This is a genomic window from Candidatus Saccharibacteria bacterium (assembly GCA_016191105.1).
Classification (GTDB): Bacteria; Patescibacteriota; Saccharimonadia; order CAILAD01; family BJGX01; genus JACPPH01.
Genome location: JACPPH010000006.1, coordinates 107,856 through 125,602 on the forward strand (window position 1 = coordinate 107,856; position 17,747 = coordinate 125,602).

General features: G+C 46.8%; 23 protein-coding genes, 3 tRNA genes and 1 rRNA gene. 18 read left to right on the forward strand and 9 right to left on the reverse strand.

Features of this window, described 5'->3' with window-relative positions:
- Window position 1: 1 nt before the first annotated feature.
- Entirely contained in the window at window positions 2–328 is a 327-nt protein-coding gene (locus HYX70_03665) for a hypothetical protein (protein ID MBI2798364.1), read from the reverse strand.
- Window positions 329–407: 79 nt separating this feature from the next.
- Here HYX70_03665 and HYX70_03670 point away from each other — a divergent pair, with 79 nt between their 5' ends.
- On the forward strand, window positions 408–809 hold the full coding sequence (locus HYX70_03670) for a hypothetical protein (GenBank protein ID MBI2798365.1): 402 nt from the start codon (window positions 408–410) through the stop codon (window positions 807–809).
- 467 nt (window positions 810–1,276) lie between these two features.
- Window positions 1,277–2,933: ribosomal RNA gene (locus HYX70_03675) — 16S ribosomal RNA — on the forward strand.
- Window positions 2,934–3,119: 186 nt separating this feature from the next.
- Here HYX70_03675 and HYX70_03680 read toward each other — a convergent pair.
- Window positions 3,120–3,293 carry a hypothetical protein gene (locus tag HYX70_03680; protein MBI2798366.1) on the reverse strand — a complete coding sequence of 58 codons (174 nt, stop codon included), beginning with the start codon at window positions 3,291–3,293 and terminating at the stop codon, window positions 3,120–3,122.
- Window positions 3,294–3,450: 157 nt separating this feature from the next.
- Here HYX70_03680 and HYX70_03685 point away from each other — a divergent pair, with 157 nt between their 5' ends.
- On the forward strand, window positions 3,451–3,852 hold the full coding sequence (locus HYX70_03685) for a hypothetical protein (protein MBI2798367.1): 402 nt from the start codon (window positions 3,451–3,453) through the stop codon (window positions 3,850–3,852).
- 67 nt (window positions 3,853–3,919) lie between these two features.
- Here HYX70_03685 and HYX70_03690 read toward each other — a convergent pair whose 3' ends face one another.
- From HYX70_03690 to HYX70_03700, 3 genes are all read right to left on the reverse strand, one after another.
- Complete coding sequence (locus HYX70_03690) at window positions 3,920–4,165, reverse strand: hypothetical protein (protein ID MBI2798368.1); 246 nt, start codon at window positions 4,163–4,165, stop codon at window positions 3,920–3,922.
- A complete protein-coding gene (locus tag HYX70_03695) occupies window positions 4,162–4,605 on the reverse strand; it encodes a hypothetical protein (GenBank protein ID MBI2798369.1) in 444 nt (147 codons plus the stop codon). Before HYX70_03695 ends, HYX70_03690 begins: the two co-directional genes overlap by 4 nt.
- A 133-nt stretch (window positions 4,606–4,738) precedes the next feature.
- The gene (locus HYX70_03700; GenBank protein MBI2798370.1) at window positions 4,739–4,924 is read right to left on the reverse strand and encodes a hypothetical protein; all 186 of its coding nucleotides are present in this window, start codon (window positions 4,922–4,924) and stop codon (window positions 4,739–4,741) included.
- A gap of 96 nt (window positions 4,925–5,020) precedes the next feature.
- On the opposite strand from HYX70_03700, the gene HYX70_03705 reads away from it, so the two are divergent.
- Window positions 5,021–5,692: a hypothetical protein gene (locus HYX70_03705; GenBank protein ID MBI2798371.1), complete on the forward strand. Its 672-nt coding sequence runs from the start codon at window positions 5,021–5,023 to the stop codon at window positions 5,690–5,692.
- Between the two features lie 81 nt (window positions 5,693–5,773).
- Here the strand turns inward: HYX70_03705 and HYX70_03710 are convergent.
- From HYX70_03710 to HYX70_03720, 3 genes are all read right to left on the reverse strand, one after another.
- Window positions 5,774–5,849 (reverse strand) — tRNA-Ala (locus HYX70_03710).
- Window positions 5,849–6,226, reverse strand: coding sequence for a hypothetical protein (locus tag HYX70_03715; protein MBI2798372.1), 378 nt, complete (start codon window positions 6,224–6,226; stop codon window positions 5,849–5,851). Before HYX70_03715 ends, HYX70_03710 begins: the two co-directional genes overlap by 1 nt.
- A 52-nt stretch (window positions 6,227–6,278) precedes the next feature.
- Window positions 6,279–6,355: transfer RNA gene (locus HYX70_03720), tRNA-Ile, on the reverse strand.
- A gap of 150 nt (window positions 6,356–6,505) precedes the next feature.
- On the opposite strand from HYX70_03720, the gene HYX70_03725 reads away from it, so the two are divergent.
- Both HYX70_03725 and HYX70_03730 read left to right on the forward strand, forming a co-directional pair.
- Window positions 6,506–6,763, forward strand: a complete 258-nt coding sequence (locus tag HYX70_03725) for a hypothetical protein (protein ID MBI2798373.1) — start codon at window positions 6,506–6,508, stop codon at window positions 6,761–6,763.
- 95 nt (window positions 6,764–6,858) lie between these two features.
- Window positions 6,859–6,934 (forward strand) — tRNA-Ala (locus HYX70_03730).
- Window positions 6,935–6,950: 16 nt separating this feature from the next.
- On the opposite strand, the gene HYX70_03735 is transcribed toward HYX70_03730, so the two are convergent.
- Entirely contained in the window at window positions 6,951–7,427 is a 477-nt protein-coding gene (locus HYX70_03735) for a hypothetical protein (protein ID MBI2798374.1), read from the reverse strand.
- 73 nt (window positions 7,428–7,500) lie between these two features.
- Between HYX70_03735 and HYX70_03740 the strand changes: the two genes are divergently transcribed.
- From HYX70_03740 to HYX70_03795, 12 genes are all read left to right on the forward strand, one after another.
- Complete coding sequence (locus HYX70_03740) at window positions 7,501–8,793, forward strand: hypothetical protein (protein MBI2798375.1); 1,293 nt, start codon at window positions 7,501–7,503, stop codon at window positions 8,791–8,793.
- A complete protein-coding gene (locus HYX70_03745) occupies window positions 8,790–8,972 on the forward strand; it encodes a hypothetical protein (GenBank protein ID MBI2798376.1) in 183 nt (60 codons plus the stop codon). Before HYX70_03740 ends, HYX70_03745 begins: the two co-directional genes overlap by 4 nt.
- Window positions 8,973–8,984: 12 nt before the next feature.
- Complete coding sequence (locus HYX70_03750) at window positions 8,985–9,686, forward strand: dienelactone hydrolase family protein (GenBank protein ID MBI2798377.1); 702 nt, start codon at window positions 8,985–8,987, stop codon at window positions 9,684–9,686.
- Window positions 9,679–10,971 (forward strand): UDP-N-acetylmuramate--L-alanine ligase, encoded by a 1,293-nt coding sequence (locus HYX70_03755; protein ID MBI2798378.1) that lies wholly within the window; start codon window positions 9,679–9,681, stop codon window positions 10,969–10,971. Before HYX70_03750 ends, HYX70_03755 begins: the two co-directional genes overlap by 8 nt.
- A 129-nt stretch (window positions 10,972–11,100) precedes the next feature.
- A complete protein-coding gene (locus HYX70_03760) occupies window positions 11,101–11,877 on the forward strand; it encodes a hypothetical protein (GenBank protein ID MBI2798379.1) in 777 nt (258 codons plus the stop codon).
- 1 nt (window position 11,878) lies between these two features.
- A complete protein-coding gene (locus HYX70_03765) occupies window positions 11,879–12,442 on the forward strand; it encodes a hypothetical protein (GenBank protein MBI2798380.1) in 564 nt (187 codons plus the stop codon).
- Entirely contained in the window at window positions 12,432–12,863 is a 432-nt protein-coding gene (locus HYX70_03770; GenBank protein ID MBI2798381.1) for a F0F1 ATP synthase subunit delta, read from the forward strand. Before HYX70_03765 ends, HYX70_03770 begins: the two co-directional genes overlap by 11 nt.
- Entirely contained in the window at window positions 12,856–14,292 is a 1,437-nt protein-coding gene (locus HYX70_03775; GenBank protein ID MBI2798382.1) for a sodium-transporting two-sector ATPase, read from the forward strand. Before HYX70_03770 ends, HYX70_03775 begins: the two co-directional genes overlap by 8 nt.
- A complete protein-coding gene (locus HYX70_03780) occupies window positions 14,289–15,140 on the forward strand; it encodes a F0F1 ATP synthase subunit gamma (GenBank protein MBI2798383.1) in 852 nt (283 codons plus the stop codon). Before HYX70_03775 ends, HYX70_03780 begins: the two co-directional genes overlap by 4 nt.
- Window positions 15,137–16,450 carry a F0F1 ATP synthase subunit beta gene (locus HYX70_03785; protein ID MBI2798384.1) on the forward strand — a complete coding sequence of 438 codons (1,314 nt, stop codon included), beginning with the start codon at window positions 15,137–15,139 and terminating at the stop codon, window positions 16,448–16,450. Before HYX70_03780 ends, HYX70_03785 begins: the two co-directional genes overlap by 4 nt.
- Complete coding sequence (locus HYX70_03790; protein MBI2798385.1) at window positions 16,440–16,712, forward strand: F0F1 ATP synthase subunit epsilon; 273 nt, start codon at window positions 16,440–16,442, stop codon at window positions 16,710–16,712. The genes HYX70_03785 and HYX70_03790 overlap by 11 nt, the downstream gene beginning before the upstream one ends.
- A 564-nt stretch (window positions 16,713–17,276) precedes the next feature.
- Window positions 17,277–17,747 (forward strand): hypothetical protein (locus tag HYX70_03795; protein ID MBI2798386.1); only part of this gene is annotated, 471 nt, incomplete at its 3' end.

The following is a 17,747-nucleotide window of genomic DNA, read 5'->3' on the forward strand; positions in this document are numbered from 1 at the left end:
CCTAGCTTGCCTTTTGAGATTCTAAAATTTCTATTCTTTTTTCGGCAGCTGTCAGACGGTGTCTTAATTCGGCCACATCTTCGAGTGCGGCTGTGGTATCTTCGTGAGTTCGCTCGTCTAGGCAGTCGAGTCTTGATCGGATTTCGGCCAATTCTGTTTTAATTGAAGCAAGAGTCGTTCCAATTCGGTCGAGCCGGTCTTCAATCTTCTCGAATCTCTTATCAGCACTATCAAAACGCTCGCCTACTTTAATAAACTCATCTGAAACCATTTGGCTTAGATTTTGGATAACTTCCAATACATCATCGGCTGTGGCAAACTTGCTCATTTTTTTATTATACCACCTCAATTTGCTTTTTTTTTTGCACTTATTAGAAACTAGATATAACTAAAGAAGGAACTGCAAAATGGGTGAGCAAGAACCAAAGGGCTTGACGGGGCCGGAGGACTACAAGGCAAAGATGCTGCGGAAGGAACACGAAGAATATTCAGATCAACTGGGAGTTGCGAGAGAACGGGAGAAATTGGAAAGAGAAAGAACGATGTCTGAACAAATGGCCAGAGCTGATAGGGAATACTATCCTAAAGATCGGCAGCAGGCTGACCAGGAAGCTATTAGTCAAAGAGCCAAAGCAGAAGAAAAATATGATGCAACTATGTGGAGGGCCCAACAACATTTTCGTGAAAATGAAGAGGCTTATAAGCAGTCTGCAGTCAACGACGCAAAAAAGGCCGGCAAGGATGTGAGTTACCCGCCCTATACAGACCAGCAAAAAGGTTCCGAAGACACTCCAGATCAGCCGCAATAGCAGATCCTTCAGCTTTCACTCAGGGTGACAGGAAAAGGGTCGAGGTGACAATAGAGAGGTAGACAGAATGACAACCTTATTCGTCATCCCTCGAGTCGACGCGCAAGCATTCGACATCGGGGATCCAGAGAACGAATAGCCTGGGTTTCCGCCTGCGCGGGAATGACAGAGCGATAGTGTTGACACTTACAGATAAAACAGATACAATATATATAGTTTTGATAGTTCGCCAAGGCTCGTAAAACAGAAAATCAGCGATTCGTAAAAGGAGAGTCGACTGGATTTTCTTTTCGGTCTAAATAGCAATCTACTGTCAAAGCACATTGATAAGGTAAAATGTGCTAGTAAAACCCTGATGTTAAAACAGGGTTTAACCTGTAATTTCTTTGAAACAAGAAACCAAACTAGTTTCAGACTCTAAAAACTGTTTTAGAGACAATCTGGTCTTTTGACCGGGTTACCTAAATTTTTTGGAGAGTTTGATCCTGGCTCAGGATTAACGCTGGCGGTATGCCTAATACATGCAAGTCGAACGAACATTTTTAGTTCTTTGGAAACTAGAAATTAGAAATTAAGGACCTTCTCAATGCCTTACTTTCCAAATTCCAGATTCTAAAGCCTAATCTTGTTAGTGGCGGACGGGTGAGTAACACGTTGGAACCTGCCCCGAAGTGGGGAATAACTGCTCGAAAGAGTAGCTAATACCCCATAATATCCATCTCGTATGGATTAAAGCTTTATGTGCTTCGGGAGGGGCCTGCGTCTGATTAGCTAGTTGGTGGGGTAAAAGCCCACCAAGGCGACGATCAGTAGCTGGATCGAGAGGTTGACCAGCCACACTGGGACTGAGATACGGCCCAGACTCCTACGGGAGGCAGCAGTAAGGAATCTTCCACAATGGGGGCAACCCTGATGGAGCAATACCGCGTGCAGGAAGACGCTTTTCGGAGTGTAAACTGCTTTTATCACCGAAGATTATGACGGTAGGTGAAGAATAAGGACCGGCTAATTACGTGCCAGCAGCCGCGGTAATACGTAAGGTCCAAGCGTTATCCGGAATTACTGGGCGTAAAGCGTCTGTAGGCGGCTATTCAAGTTAGGTGCGAAATCCTGCGGCTCAACCGTATGGACTGTGCTTAAAACTGTTTAGCTAGAGGTTGGTAGAGGCAAGTGGAATTGGCGGTGTAACAGTGACATGTGTAGATATCGCCAGGAACACCAATGGCGAAGGCAGCTTGCTGGGCCACACCTGACGCTCAGAGACGAAAGCGTGGGGAGCGAACGGGATTAGATACCCCGGTAGTCCACGCCGTAAACGATGATCACTAACAGTATGGAGATTCGACCCTTTGTGCTGTGAAGCTAACGCGATAAGTGATCCGCCTGGGGAGTACGAGCGCAAGCTTAAAACTCAAAGGAATTGACGGGGACCCGCACAAGCAGTGGAGCATGTGGTTTAATTCGAGGCTAAGCGAAGAACCTTACCAAGACTTGACATTCCGCGAAGGCACCCGAAAGGGAGCTGTGCCCCGCCCCTATTTTTATGCTGGCTTTGCCAGTTGTTGTAGATGATAATTGTGAGAGATTCACAGTTAGGTCTGCTCGTCTAACTTAAGATTAAAAATAGGAGCGGGGAACGCGGTAACAGGTGCTGCATGGCCGTCGTCAGCTCGTGTCGTGAGATGTTGGGTTAAGTCCCGCAACGAGCGCAACCCCTGTCGTCTGTTGTATTTTCAGGCGAGACTGCCCGGGCCAACCGGGAGGAAGGTGGGGTCGAAGTCTGGTCTGCATGGCCCTTACGTCTTGGGCTACACACGTGCTACAATGGCAACTACAATGCGCTGCCAAACCGTAAGGTGGAGCTAATCGCATCAAAGGTTGTCTCAGTTCGGATTGAGGGCTGAAACTCGCCCTCATGAAGCTGGAATTGCTAGTAATCCCGGGTCAGCCATACCGGGGTGAATACGTTCTCGGGTCTTGTACACACCGCCCGTCAAATCACGAAAGTTGGGAGTACCCAAAGTATCAGTGTTTCTGGTCCTAAGGTAAATCCAGCGATTGGGGTTAAGTCGTAACAAGGTATCCGTACCGGAAGGTGCGGATGGATCACCTCCTTTCTAGGGAGTAGTCGACGCAGCAATGCGTTTTCCAGACATGAGGCTGGAATGAGTTTTTCGAGGTTTGAGCAACCCTTAAAAGTTGCTCCCGAGATAAATTCAGAACTTCTAGGTCGAGTCAGTGGATTTTACTAGCACATTTTGCCAATATCAATTCAAAAAGCACCCGGGTTAATGGGTGCTTTTTGGTGTTCTAGAATGCTTTAGTGAGGATCCAGATAGCTCCGGCTAGCGCCAGGAAAAATAATCCTAGACCTACGGGCGGCCCCCAGCTGAACCAAGAACCCCAAGCTCGCCAGCGTCTCCAGTGGCGATCGCTCATTTCTTGGTACTTCTGATAGTCCTCTTCGGAGTACTTTTTAGCCATAGATGCTCCTTATTGTTAATAATGAGCCTCTACTCGTGTTCGTTTGCCAGTAGCAATTTATTCTCGAGGCGAAGATTGCCGATTGATCTGGACTTATTAACAGGGGAATTATAGCACAAACCCCGCTCATGGGGAGCGGGGTTTGAATAAGGACCTTATGGTGGTCCTTGCGGGGCAGTACTCACACCCCACAGTGGAAAGTATTTTGGACGAACACCCAGGTCAGGAAGCCCTTGGCCCAAGGAGGGTCCGACAGCATCAACGACGTCTAACTCCTGCGGAGATCGATTTGTTGGTAGCCAGCTATAAGAGCGGTAGCACGCTAGTTCAGCTTGCCGAAGAATTTGGTATCAACAGGGCAACTGCTCGAGCTCACTTGGAACGACGCGGCGTCGCCAGGCGTGAGACGGCTCAAGCTCTGACTGCCGATGAGGTGAAGATAATTGCTGAGATGTATGAGCAGCGAGTGCCAACCGAAGTTATCGCTGGTGAGTTTGGGGTACACGCCGCGACCATTCGTCGGGCGCTCAAACGAGTCAGCGTAGAGCTACGTCGCTAGCTAAAACGAGCGTGAGCCCGGGGAACGAATCCCCCGGGCTCAGTCGATTGACCTGCCGAAAGTGTTGTCAGTTCTTCTCCGTGTTGTCTTCCGCCGGGCGCAGAGGGTGCCGTGCATAGAAGACTGCGTGGAAGATCACGAACGCCACGACCACAACCGTGAGTGGCAGCAGTGTCCATAGTGAGCCTGGATCGTCGATGATGTCACCGATGATTGCACCGAGGCCGAATCCGCCAAATACGATGGCAACGGTCCAGCCGAAGGCGTAGTAGAGCCGCCAGTAGTCAGGCTTGTTCTCTGCCGCACCGGTCATCGGATCTCACCGCCATCGGGCCAGTGTTGACCCTTCAAGTCCTCGGGGATGAACAGGTCGGCCTCTTGGTCTTCGGCCGGGACACCCGCTTGATCCAGGTCGATCGGTCGAGGTGCCCACGAGGAATCGGCTCGCATGTGGTCGATATTCCCCTTGAACTCCTTGAGACCCCGCTTCATGATCCGTCGGTCAACTGCAGCGACGACTGGATCAACCTCCGGTATCTCGTTGGCCCTGGTGTTGTGGTGCATCAGTCTCAACGCAGCCACCACTGCCACCAAAACGACCAGTGCCGCGACAATCGCAGCCACCAGGGTGACTGGCGATACGAATGACCACACTGCACTGACGACCAGAAATCCAGCTGCCAGGTAAAGCAGCGCACGCCACCTCGCAGCTCTTTGGCGGTGGAACTCCGCCGATTTGTTGTAATGCTGCATCTCACTCCTCCTTATGGAGATTGCGAGCGAGATGGAACCTTCCACCTCACCGTTCTGCCCACCGTGAGCAGAGTTATGAGGTGGAATACGGCCTATTTATACCACAAAGCGACAGATATTTACAGCATGAGCACTACGCAGCTTTGTCTTTGTTCTTGGCCTTCTGTTCTTTGGCCAGTCGCTTCATAAGCTCTTCGTCTTCCATCATAAGCATTGCTGCTTGGGCTAGATGGTAGAGGTCTGGTTCTTTGCGCAAATGAGGAATGATCTTTACCTTGGCTCCCTGAACCACCTTACGCTTTGGCTTCTTACTTGGCATGACGCGTTCTCCGTTAACGCGACTATTATCGCGCCGAACAACTTCCGCGTGAAGTCCTTGACGACTGCGAAAAGTTGGGAGGAAAATGTAACTAGCATGCAGAGCAAGCACAACATCATAAAGCTAAATGCTATCTCTCGTCGTCTCAACCGAGTGCACCACTCAGCCAGGCGAAGACGGCTAAAGACCCAACCCAAATATGACGACCTGTCTGTGGCCATGTTGCTAATCGACGAAACGTCACATGAGCTTTTTAGGTCTTTCATGAGCGAGACCAGGCTGGGTCGCTATCGTGTTGGTGGCATGATAAACCGTGCACTCCTGGAGTGTTTGGCAGACGCAAACTGGCTCTATACTAAGTCTGATAGGGCGCTAGCTTACATTAAATCGGTAAAGAGCTTTGGGGAACACATGACTACAGCAGCCCCCACACTGTTGCAAGATATACCAGTAGACATTAAGAAGAAAGCCGAATGGTCCTCGTCAGAAATTCAGCATCGAATCGATGTGCTCGGTGAAAAACCCAAATTCCTCTATGACTACTATTCTTACTTCACCCACGTAAGCCCAGCCTTCTTCTCGTTCGGATACGTTGATCCCGGTTACCAGTACACTGAATACAGCTTGACGCATCACGCGGTAGCTAGCTTTCTAAACATCAGCCTCGTGATTGAGAGTTCATCGACCATATTCAACACATACGAAGGCCTGCAGATCAATTCTATCAATACTGACTACATGTCATTACCGTCACGCATTGACAATTAGTTTGCTATATGCGAAATCGAATATAGGTATCAAAAAACCACCTATACATAGTGGTAGTTTGGGATACATGATTGTACAAAATGGTGGAGCATATCGGGTTCGAACCGATGACCTCCTGCTTGCAAAGCAGGCGCTCTGCCAACTGAGCTAATGCCCCTAAATGTTATCCACAACTTTCAAGATAAAGATCTTTGCAATCTCTTGGCCAGCCTTTAATTCAACCCGCTTATCACTTGCATTGAATATCTCTAAAGTGATCTGGTTATCAGACCCTGGCTCAATAAAGGTAGAAGATTGTTCTACCGAAATACCTTGCTTGGCTAGTGTGGCTCGGCCCTCTATAATCCCACAAATATTGCCTGAGAGTGTTATCTTCTCTATGGTTTTGGCAACTGCGAAGCCCTTGGGCTGAATTTTGAGGCTGTCTGAAAGATGAAAATTTATATGTGCCGACTCGATTTGCGATTTGTCGAAAGGCTCAAATTTAAGCAGCCCTTTGCTGACTGCTTGTAGAATTGCTTTCTTAGAAAACATAATGAGTTTTATATGGTGGAGTGCGACTGGCAAGCCAGCCGACACCCCATAATGGTGGGCTTGGCAGGAATCGAACCTGCGACCTCGTCATTATCAGTGACGCGCTCTAACCGACTGAGCTACAAGCCCTTGTTCGATTAAATAAATAGAATTTCATTCTCTTATTTAATCGGCTAGTAGCCGCAATAGCTACAATTACCGCTTAAGAACAATTTAACCCACATATTATACCTGTAAACATGTCAGTTTTTCAAGTCCTGGTTATGCTACAATAGGGTTATGCTATTTACTCAAATTCTGATTGGCATTGGCTTAATCGCTGCCGGCACGGTTGGGCTAGTGTTTAGCCGACAGATCTTTAACTTTACAGGTCGGATTAGTGCTATCGAAAATCGGTTTCCGGGTAGCTCGAGCGGTTTTATTAAACTGGTTGCAGTTGTGATGGTGCTTGCCGGTATAGTGATAGCCACCGGGGCCATCAATTGGCTATTCGGGCCAATCGGTGGCTACTTTAACTCAACCTTTCGGCGCCCATAGGTTAAAATAGTCTGCTCTGATATAATTCATTCTGTGTTTTTTGTGACTATCTACGATCGAATAAGAGAATGAAATTCTATTTGTTCGGTCAATCCGGGGCTGTAGCTCAGTTGATAGAGCGCCGCATTCGCATTGCGGAGGTCAGGGGTTTGACTCCCCTCAGCTCCACCACCGCAATCATAAAACTCTACTGATTATTAACTTCTAAGTTAACCGACGAGCTGGCCTTGGTGTTATTTACCTCGCAGGTTAAGTAAACTGGCCAGCTGCCAACTTGAGTGTCTTTACTTACAATCCAGCTCCAACTTACTTGCCCAATATCGTTGGAGGTTTTTTGATCCAGAGTAGGGCCGGCTAGTCCAGGCTGATAATGAACAGCGATGTTGCATAGCGAATACGGCGTTACTATGGCAATAAGACTAACATATCCACCTGGGTACGACGGACTGTTTATAGAGGTCGATTTAATTGCTGCAACTGCATCGGCTGGTGCTTGGTTTTGTTGTTGGGCCGAAGATTTATTGGCCTTTTGTTTGTTGGCGATTGCATCTTTGAGTATGGTGGCACCCCACATAATGGCAGCTACTATTAAAGCTATCGCGATTACTGAGGTTGTAACCGATATGACTCTACCGGCTCGTTGCATGTGGGTTTTATCTGCCATTAATGTTTCGCTTTAACATGATTATACTTGTAGCTGCAAATAAGATACAGCAAGAGTACTATATAATATAAACATGCGTAATCGCTTCACTAATTTGGGCTGGCTAGCTACATTTGTTGTGGCGGCTATCCCTATTCTTATTTGGCTTATTGCCCAGCCAACTCAGTGGGAAAACACTGGCCAGATAATTAGAAATTTGGGTAGGCTTGCTGGCTTGGGTGGCTTAGCACTATTTGCTTGGGCAGTAGTTTTAAGTGCCCGCCTAAAAATCTTAGGCCGCTTATTTATGGGGTTAGATAACACCTACCGAGCCCACCATATAATTGGTTGCCTGGCACTCATATTATTGCTTATTCACCCCATACTTTTAACAACCCGCTACCTATTAAGCTCGCCAATCAGTGCCTATGAATTTATAAAACCCAGCTTTGCAAGCCCCCTTAGACTGTTGGGCGAGGTTACTCTAGCTACATTCATGAGCCTAATGATTATTGTTCTATACATAAACATAACTCAAAAACGACTAATTATGGTTATGCGCCTCTTGGGCGCTTTGGTGTTTTTAGGCGGCATTCATGCCATTTTTGTTGGTGGCTCGGACATTAGTAGTCTGCCGCTATTACAGGCCTATATATTAACTCTGCTAGGTCTTGCGGCCGCTGTGTATATTTACCGCTCACTCTTTCACAAGAGCTTTTCGAAATTTTACGATTACACGGTCGATTCTATTGTGCACAAAGGCGACATAATTGAGCTGCACTTGCAGTCTCAAAGCCCAATAGTCAAAAGATTGCCAGGGCAGTTTGCATTTTTTAAGGCTGAGGCCAAAGGGCTTCTTGGCGAGAGCCACCCGTTTACTATGAGCTCTGGCCCGGCTCAAGCACTGCGCTTTAGCATAAAACAGGTTGGCGATTTTACTAAGAATCTGTCAACGCTCAAACTTGGTCAAAACGTAAAGATTGATGCTCCCTATGGTACTTTTTCAAATCAAATAGTGACTAATAAGCGACAAGTTTGGGTAGCTGGCGGCATAGGCCTAACGCCGTTTTTATCCATGACGGCTTCACTCAACAATGATCAACAGGTTGATTTATACTATTCAACCAAAAAGAAGACCGAAGCTGTGTATTTAGATGAGTTGCAAAAGGCTGCCAAGGACCACAAAAACCTACGACTTATTCCTTGGGCTACAGACCGAGCCGGGTTTTTAACAGCCGAGGCTATCTTTAAACAAAGCAAGAATTTAGACAACGCAGCTTTTATGGTTTGTGGTCCACCGCCCATGATGAAAGTGTTGCGTGCTCAACTAAAAACCAAAGGCATAGCTAACAAAAATATTCATACCGAGGAGTTTAGCTTAACATGAAGTTAAAATATGTGGTTGGGGCAGTAATGATTTTGTTTGCCCTCTTCATGTTCGGGGTGTTTATATGGGGCTTTGCAAGCAAGCTACAAAATGCAACTGGTCTTAACAACACAAAAAAGCAAGTAGGCCAAACCACCAGCAGCTCCCTTGAGCTATCGAGTGTACCGCTGTTTTTGTGATATTATGTAACCATGAATAAGCCCTATATATATGAATCCAAAAGCAACAAGAATTACGCCAAAGCTATGGTGGCAATAATCGTGCTGCCAGATATTTATGGCCTAACCGACTACTCAAAGCAAACAGTCGAAGAATTTGCCAAGGAATTTCAGCGGCCGATCTACATGTTTGACTACTTTTATGTTTTAGCCGACCAGCCGTCGGTGTTTAGCGGCGATGATCGCGAAAAAGCCCATGAGCTAATGCAGCGCCTGAAAGGCGAGGACTTTGTAGGTTCTTTCAAAAAAGTGCTCAATGAAATCTCGGCTGAAAACTCGAGTGTCAAAAGCCTTGGAGTAATTGGTTTCTGTTTTGGTGGGCGGTTGGCTTACTTGGCCGGACTTGAGCCAAGCGTAAACAGAATTGTATCGTTCTATGGTGCCGGCGCACACATGCCAGACTATTACGAAGGCCAAAGTCCGATCGAAGCGCTTACCAAGGCGCGTGCTAATGACACTGGCCTAGGAGTACTTAGCTTTTACGGCACTCAAGATGGCAGTATTCCACCAGAAGATCGACAAAAAACCCAAACTGAGCTTAATCAAGCTGGCATTGCTTACAAAGCCCGAGAGTATGACACTGGCCACGCCTACTTTCAGCCGGGTCGCGATAACTATGACAAGTCGGCAGCCGAGGCATCTCAAAAAGACTTAAAAGAATTGTTAAATGACTGAACGGGCTCGCCATGTTCATTTTATTGCTATCGGTGGTATTGGTGTCTCGGCTTTGGCGCAATGGTATTTAGCCCAGGGTTATAAAGTTAGTGGATCCGATGCTGTAAGCTCTGAAACAACTGATTTTTTAATGGATCAAGGCGTAACTATCTATATTGGTCACCATGCTAGCCACATCGATGGAGCCGACGAAATTATTCATTCGGCCGCTGTTAAAGCCGGTAACCCTGAATACGACGCAGCCAAGAAGCGCGGCATTAAAATGGCGCTCTACGCCGAAGCCCTTGGCTTACTTACTAGGCAATACAGCACTATAGCTGTAGCTGGCAGTCACGGCAAAAGTACCACTACCGCAATGGTCGCAATTATTATGATAGCCGCTGGGCTAGATCCGACCGTCGTGGTTGGCACCAAGGTTAAGGAGCTGGACGACAATAACTTTCGCCACGGCGGTAGCAAATGGCTGGTGTTGGAGGCCGATGAATATAATCGGCACTTTCATCACTACTATCCCCAGATAGCTGTTATAAACAATATTGATCTGGAACACCTAGAAATTTATCCCGATCTGGAATCGGTCGAACAAAGCTTTTTGGACTTTGCCAACAATGTTCGCCCTGAGGGAGTTTTGGTGGCCAATGGCCAGGATAAATCGGTTACGAGGCTGCTAAAGAGATTTGATAGTAAAAATAGGACAGTGGTTGTTTTTAATGGCACAGATATTGCCAAGCACAATCTGTCCATACCAGGTGGGCACAATCAAAGCAATGCCGAAGCTGCTTTTCGGGTAGGAAAAGCTCTGGGCATAGCAGAACCTAGCTTGCGCAAGAGCTTGCATGGGTTTAAAGGCAGCTGGCGCAGACTCGAGGAGGTGTCTGAAGGGATTTACTCCGACTATGGCCACCACCCTACCGAGGTAAAAGCTAGCTTGCAGGCTTTGCGCGAGGCCAACCCCAACAAACGATTAGTTTGCGTATTCCAGCCCCACCAGCATGAACGCTTGAGTGGGCTTTTTAATGACTTTGTAGCTGCTTTTGAAGCGGCAGACATGGCGATAATTATACCGCTTTATACTCCGCAAGGCAGAGACAGCGGAGCAGGTAAAGGTTCTGAGGATCTTGTGCGAGCTATAGGTAAGGATGGTGTTCTGTTCGCCCCCAATTTTAATTCGGCATACGCGACTGCCAGCAAGTTGTTTGACCAAAATCACATAATTGTGTTTATGGGTGCTGGCGATATCGATGAAAGTTTGCGAGCTAAGCTAGCTGAACAACACCTTATTTGATTGCTAGGCTAGTTATACTAAAAAATGGTACAATGAACATAAGGATAAGCGCAATACGCTTTTTTCGAAATTTTAATGTTATCTTTCAATCTTTGGCAAAAGCGAATAGCTCAGCTTGTGATGGTTACGATGGGGGGCGTCTTTTTGCTTTTGCCATTGCTGGCTGTAGCTGCCAATGTAATTAGCCACGGCTATCAAACCAATCAAGATTTGCCGGCCGGTGCGGCTGTGTCGTTGGTACAGAATAAAATTGAACTTGCAAACAATCAGAACCAGCAAAACCTGTATGGGGTGGTGGTGCGACCGACCGATGTTTCTGTCAATATAGATGCTATTGGCCGTCAAGTAGAAGTTGTTACAAACGGTCTTGTCTCGGTAGCGGTTTCCGATATAAACGGCGGAATTCAGAACGGCGATCAGCTAAGCCCATCACCGATAGCTGGTGTGGCTATGAAGGCTACAGACACCGGCAAGGTGCTTGGCAAGGCCGCCAGCGGCTTTAGTGCGTCAAGCGCAGGCGTAACCACACAAAGTCTAACTGCCAAGGATGGTTCGGCCAAGAAAGTTGCAATCGGCACCATACCAGTAAATGTCGAGGTTAAAGACTATAGTGCTCAAGGACCCGGTTTGCCATCGGTGCTGGCACCGTTTTCTAGCTTATTTTCGAGTGTTGCTGGTCACCAGGTATCTTCGACGCGTACCATCGCCTCACTGGTTATATTTGCCGCGGCTATGATTGTGGCCATGGTTATCTTGTACTCTGCTGTCTCAGGCAGTGTGCGGTCTTTAGGGCGCAACCCATTGAGCAGAGGCGCAATATTTGCCGGTCTTTTGCAAGTAGTAGTGGTGGTAATAGTGGTTTTGCTTATGGCCTTTAGTATAATAGTAATAATAATCAGAGGGTGACATGTTATATTTGCTAGCAATATTTGTGATCATAGTTCTAATAGTGATAGTGCTGCTGGTAATGCCACAACACTGGTTTGCCGAAAAAAAAGAAACTCAGCCTGTTAAGCATAGGCCAACTAAGCTTCCAGCCCCTGTGGCCGAGGAAAAGTTTAGGCACGATCTAGACAAGGAGTCGGCAAAACTCGAAAAGATATTACAACAAAAAGCAGCTCTTATAGATCAAGAATTTACTGCCAAGCTAAACAAGATAAACAACAAGCAGCTCAAAGACTACGAGCAAGCCTTAAGCGCTACTCTGCAAAAAACCCTAAAGAATTTACACGAAGCTGCCTCGGCCGCCACTGCTGCTAATCAGGGCTACAAAAAGTCACTAGAGGAGGAGCTCAAAAAAGCCAAGGCCAACGTGGTAGAAAAAGTTGACTCATCAGCCGCTGACATCATGATTAGTTACCTGTCGGAAGTGGCAGCCGAGATTGATTATCAGCAACAAAAAGATTATCTATATAAGTCGTTGGAGGCTAACTTGCCGGCTCTGCAAAAGGATGTTCAAAATGGCCTATAAACTGCCAGCCAATATTGCCAACCGAACTCAATTGCGACACCTTCAGCGATTGTTAGGCAGACTAAAGACTGGCATGAAAGTTAACGACCCCGATCTTAATGCCTTGCTTAGTGAAAACGGCATTAAGTCACTTAACCTCAAAACGGTTCAGGCTTTAAAACAGTTTGTTAGCGACTGCATGCAAACAGCCGCTGAAATATCCGTGTTTTTGGCGAGTGCTCCGAGTGATGACGAAACAGCTGAGCTGGTACAGTGGCTACGTGGTCGCTTACAGCCCAACTTGCTCGTGCACATTGTTCAGTCGCCCGAGATTTTGGCGGGCTGCATAGTTAGGACAGATAGGTCGATTTATGATCTGTCGTTGCGACAAGCCCTAACGCAAAATAAACAGCTACTTATAAAGGCGTTACACAATGTTTGAGAGTCAGATTTTTAGTAAACTTGTAAAAAAGGGTCAGCCAACGGCTGAGGTTGTTGAATTTAATGACTTTATAGTTGTTACCAGTCTGTTGCCGGGTGTTAAAGTTCATAGCGAAGTTATATTCGCGGGTGGAGCACAAGGTGTGGTTTGGCAGCTCAATGCAGATAGTTTGCAGATTTTATTGCTCAATAGCGAGCTGGTGCGCGCCGGCGAGCTGGTTACGATCTTGAATGCCGAGCTTAGTTTGGGGGTTGGTAAGAAACTTTTGGGGCGCGTAGTAAGTCCGCTCGGCAGGCCTCTAGACGGTAAGGGCTTTGTGCCAAGCACTCAAGTCTCTCCATACTTTCGGGCGGCACCACCTTTTAGAGACAGGGCAATGGTGCAAGAACAACTAGAAAGCGGTGTTACTGTGGTAGACACCTTGTTGCCACTAGTTAAGGGCCAACGCATGGCTATTATGGGTGACTCTAAGTCGGGTAAGACAAGCTTTTTAAGCCAGGTGGCAATTCATCAGGCTCAGGCTGGTCAGCTGGTGGTTTATGTGTTGATTGCTAAGCCTCGAGCAGAGTTAAATAGACTGGTTAAAATGTTTAACGAGTCGGGTGTTATGAAGAATATGGTAATGGTGGTGGCTGACTCAATGGATCCGCTGGCAGTAGGTTTTTTGGCACCCTATGCGGGTTGTGCTGTGGCCGAAAGTCTTTGGTATGGCGGGCAAGACGTTATTGTAATTTATGATGATTTCTCTAACCATGCCAAAATATATCGAGAAATGGCCCTGCTAGTGGATCAAAATGTGGGTCGTGAGGCCTATCCTGGCGATATGTTCCATGTCCATTCGGCGCTGCTCGAGCGTGCTGGCAAGCTAGCTAAAACTAATAGTGCCCAAACAGTGTTTGCGGTCGGCACTACTCCAAATAACGACCTTACAGGCTACCAGGCTACTAGCTTAATTTCAATGAGTGACGGGCAAATTGTGTTTGACCTAGAAACCATGCACCAGGGTGAGCATCCGGCTATTAATGTTGGTCTTTCGGTTAGCCGTGTGGGTGGCCGAAGTTTGCAGCCCTCAATGCAAGAGATTGTGGTAAGTGTGCGCAAAGAAATGTCGCGCTACCAAACCGCTTTAGATTACACGCGCTTTGGTGATCAATCTAGCCAGGTGGCCCAGCACGAAATTGCTATGGGCGAGCGCATTAATGAAGTCTTTAGGCAAGAATCAGGAGAAAACTATTCTTTAGCACAGCAGCGATTAATGCTAGAGGTCGTGCTGAGATTGGAAAGCCCGCGCAACTTCGATGTCGCCTGGCTCAAAAATGAGGTGGCAAAAATTAAGATACCAGCCAAACCAACCGATGAGCAGTATGCAAGCCTAGCAAGCCAGCTTTTAAAAAATGGTACAAAAATCCAAACCGAGGTTGCTAAATGAAAAAATCTGCCCAAACCTATGCCGAGTATCAAGATGTTTTAGCGATCGAAGACATATCGCACATTTTAGAAAGCATTGCCTCAATCCGCATTCGTCAAATAAAAGATCAGGTTATAGCCAGCCGCGAATTTTTTCAAAGGCTGTGGCGGCTCTACAGCCAGCTACGTATTAGTCAAAAGGAAGAAGAGCTTTTAGAGGCCGGTGTGACAAAAAGTACTAATACGGCTGTAGTGTTGGTAACTGGTAATGCCGGCTTAAGCGGCGAGATTGACTCTCAACTTGTTAATACGGTGTTAGATCAAATAATATCTCCTGACGTTGATTTTTTTGTGATTGGTTTGCACGGCAGGCGTCTGCTGGAGGCTCACGGCATACAGGCCAAGGCTTCCTACCCACTGCCGGATGTCACCAAGCCAATAGAAATCAATGATGTTATAGAGCAGATTAGTCACTACCAAGCCCCGCTTGTCTACTATCAGAGCTTTGCCTCACTTAGTGTGCAGCAAGTAATACATTTTTCGTTAGTCGAAACTGTTCGTCGAATCTCTGAACAAGAACAAGCTAATCCAGACGCAGAGGTTATCACTGCCGAGGATTATTTGTTTGAGCCAAATCTAGAAGAATTGGCGCGATACTTGCAGAACATGATGCTTAACACTACCTTATTAGAGGTTATTCTAGAATCGAGCCTGGCTCAATTTGCTAGTCGATTTACGGCTATGAACTCTGCGAGCGTTCGAGCCAAACACATCTCACAAGAGCTGTTTCGGTCGTATTCTCGACAAAAGCGCTACGAGAAGGATGAGCTTAGCAGGCGTTATAAACACAGGCAGAGGAGATCGGTGTGAGTAGCGGTCAATTAAAAGCCGAGGTTCAGAGCGTAAACGGACTGGTGGTAAAGGCAGAGTTTGCTGGCCGACCGCCTATACTTGGGCAGCTGCTTCACTTGTTTGAAAAACCGGACTTACAATTTTTAGTAATCGGTGTCCAGGATAGCGATGTGCTAGTAGCATTAAACCTCACCGAAACATCTTTGGAACAAGGCGACAAGTTACTTTCCAATGGCGAAATTCTAAAACTGCCGGTCGGCCAAGGGGCTATGGGAAGAGTATTCGATGCCTTGGGTCGCACTCTAGATAGCGATGATCCTCTCAAGCAAATCAGCTATGTGCCGGTGGCCGACGATACCGAGATTAATTTAGACGCCGCTAGCGCCGATACCGTAATCGAGACCGGCATTAAAGTAATTGATTTCTTTGCGCCGTTTGTGCGTGGGCGGAAAGTTGGCATATTGGGCGGTGCCGGTGTTGGCAAAACGGTTCTTACGACCGAGCTCATGCATAATGTAACTCGAGCTGGCAAGGACCTTTCCTTCTTCGTTGGCATGGGCGAACGTATTAGAGAGGCATTTGAGCTGTATCAGACGCTCAAAGAGGCCAATCTTCTAAAGAACACAGTTATGTATTTGGGCCAAATGAACGAGAATGCCGCCATGCGCTTTTTAACAGCCCGAAGTGCGGCTACCGTGGCAAGGTACTTTCGCGATGCGAATAAGACGGATGTGTTATTTTTTGTTGACAATATTTATCGTTATTTACAAGCCGGAAACGAGCTTTCCACTCAACTAGATGCAGCTTCGTCTGAAGGCGGCTACCAGCCTACATTATTCTCGGAGCTAAGTCGCTTTGAACAAAATCTGAGTATTTCTAAAAATGGATCAATTACTGCCGTACAATCTATATTTGTACCAGCCGACGATTTGAGTGACCCAGCGGTGGTGGCTATGTATCAGCAGCTCGATAGTGTGATTGTGTTAAGCCGTCAGGTTGCTGAGCGTGGCATATATCCGGCAGTAGATCTTTTAAATACAACATCTGCTGTCCTCACAGCCGAAATAGTTGGCCAGCAGCATGCCAGTTTGGTTCCCCTAGTACAAAAGATTTTGCAAAAACATAAAAGCCTCGAAGGCATAGTCGCGATTATTGGTGAAGCCGAACTCTCTTTGGTTGACCAAAATTATTATCACAGAGCTCAAGAACTAATACAGTATTTTGCCCAGAATATGTTTGTAACCGAAAAACTCAGCGGCATAAAAGGCCAATATGTGCCCCGCGCCCAAATGCTCAAAGAAGTTGATAAAATTGTCAATGGTGGCTGACATAATGGTGAAGCTAACTCGGGAATTTCAAGTAACGGTATTTTCACCATTTGAAACATTTTATAACGGCCCGGCTGTAGCTGTAACCGCCGAAAGCTCAGTAGGCAAGTTCGACATTTTGTATGGCCACGCTAACTTTTTAAGCCTCTTGGTGCCCTGCGAGGTAAAAGTCCGCACTGTTCAGGAAGAAAAAACCATGGAAATAAAGCGGGGTATTTTACAGGTCGCCGACAATACAGTTTGGCTGTTTGCCAACATTTAACTTATTTTACTGACATTGCTAAGCTTGCCGACACTCGGTAACCAGAAAGCTAAAGTTGACGGACCGCTTCTGTTCGAACCGACGCGAGGTCTTGTGCAGTGTCGAGAACAGAAAGGTAAGACAGCTTTGGTGTTTCTAGATTTGAGCCCGTGTCGGAGGCTTTGCTTCTTTGGCCACAAAGAAGTGCTGCGCGCACAGCGCAAGATTCAAAAGGATTTCGCCCTTGGCGACCTTCTTTTGAAAACACCAAAAGAAGGCAAAAGTGCTTTGGCCTAAGCTTCGCTCTAGCAGCGCGAATTAAGCAAAATACTTTTCTGTTGCTGTGTGGATCGCTAGCCAGCGAATTCTCGCAACAAGAGCGTATTTGGCTATTGCACTTGCTGATCGCAGCAACGGCCGAGACAAAACAGCGCATAGCGGTTGGTCAAAAATAATCCCTCTATAGTTTAATATCTGTTGTAGATCTGTTGCATAAGCAGTATTAAACCGCTACAATTACTACAGTGTAGCATAAGATTAATAGTGCGTTCTATAGCGTGTTGGAAGGCTTGATCTATAACCGTAGTGAATCTAGACAAAGACACACCTGCTAATACTCCCGCACAAGGCAACCAGCCAGTTGCACCAGCGAACTCAACGAGTCAGAGTCCGCCGGCTTTTAGTACTACAAACAGCAAAAATGTTACTGGCGATCTTTTGAGTAGCCAGATTGCTAAAGAGGGCAAGTTAAACGAGCAGGACTTTAACAATCAAGTACTTTCTGTACAACCGACAACCGCCAAACCCCATAGGCCCTTAAAGAAAATATTGTTTGGCGCGGCTGCCATACTGGCCATACTGCTTATTCCGCTTGGGATATTTGCTGCTTACCGTAGTTTAAAATACACTGAGGCACCCTCCAACCTAAGTGACCAGTTTGGCTCTACTACCTTCGATCTGAATAATCTCAGCCCCGCCAAACCAACAGCTGCTACTGGCCTAGTAGTTATTAACGGTAATGAACAGGTCAATGGTAATCTCACCGTAGCTGGCTCA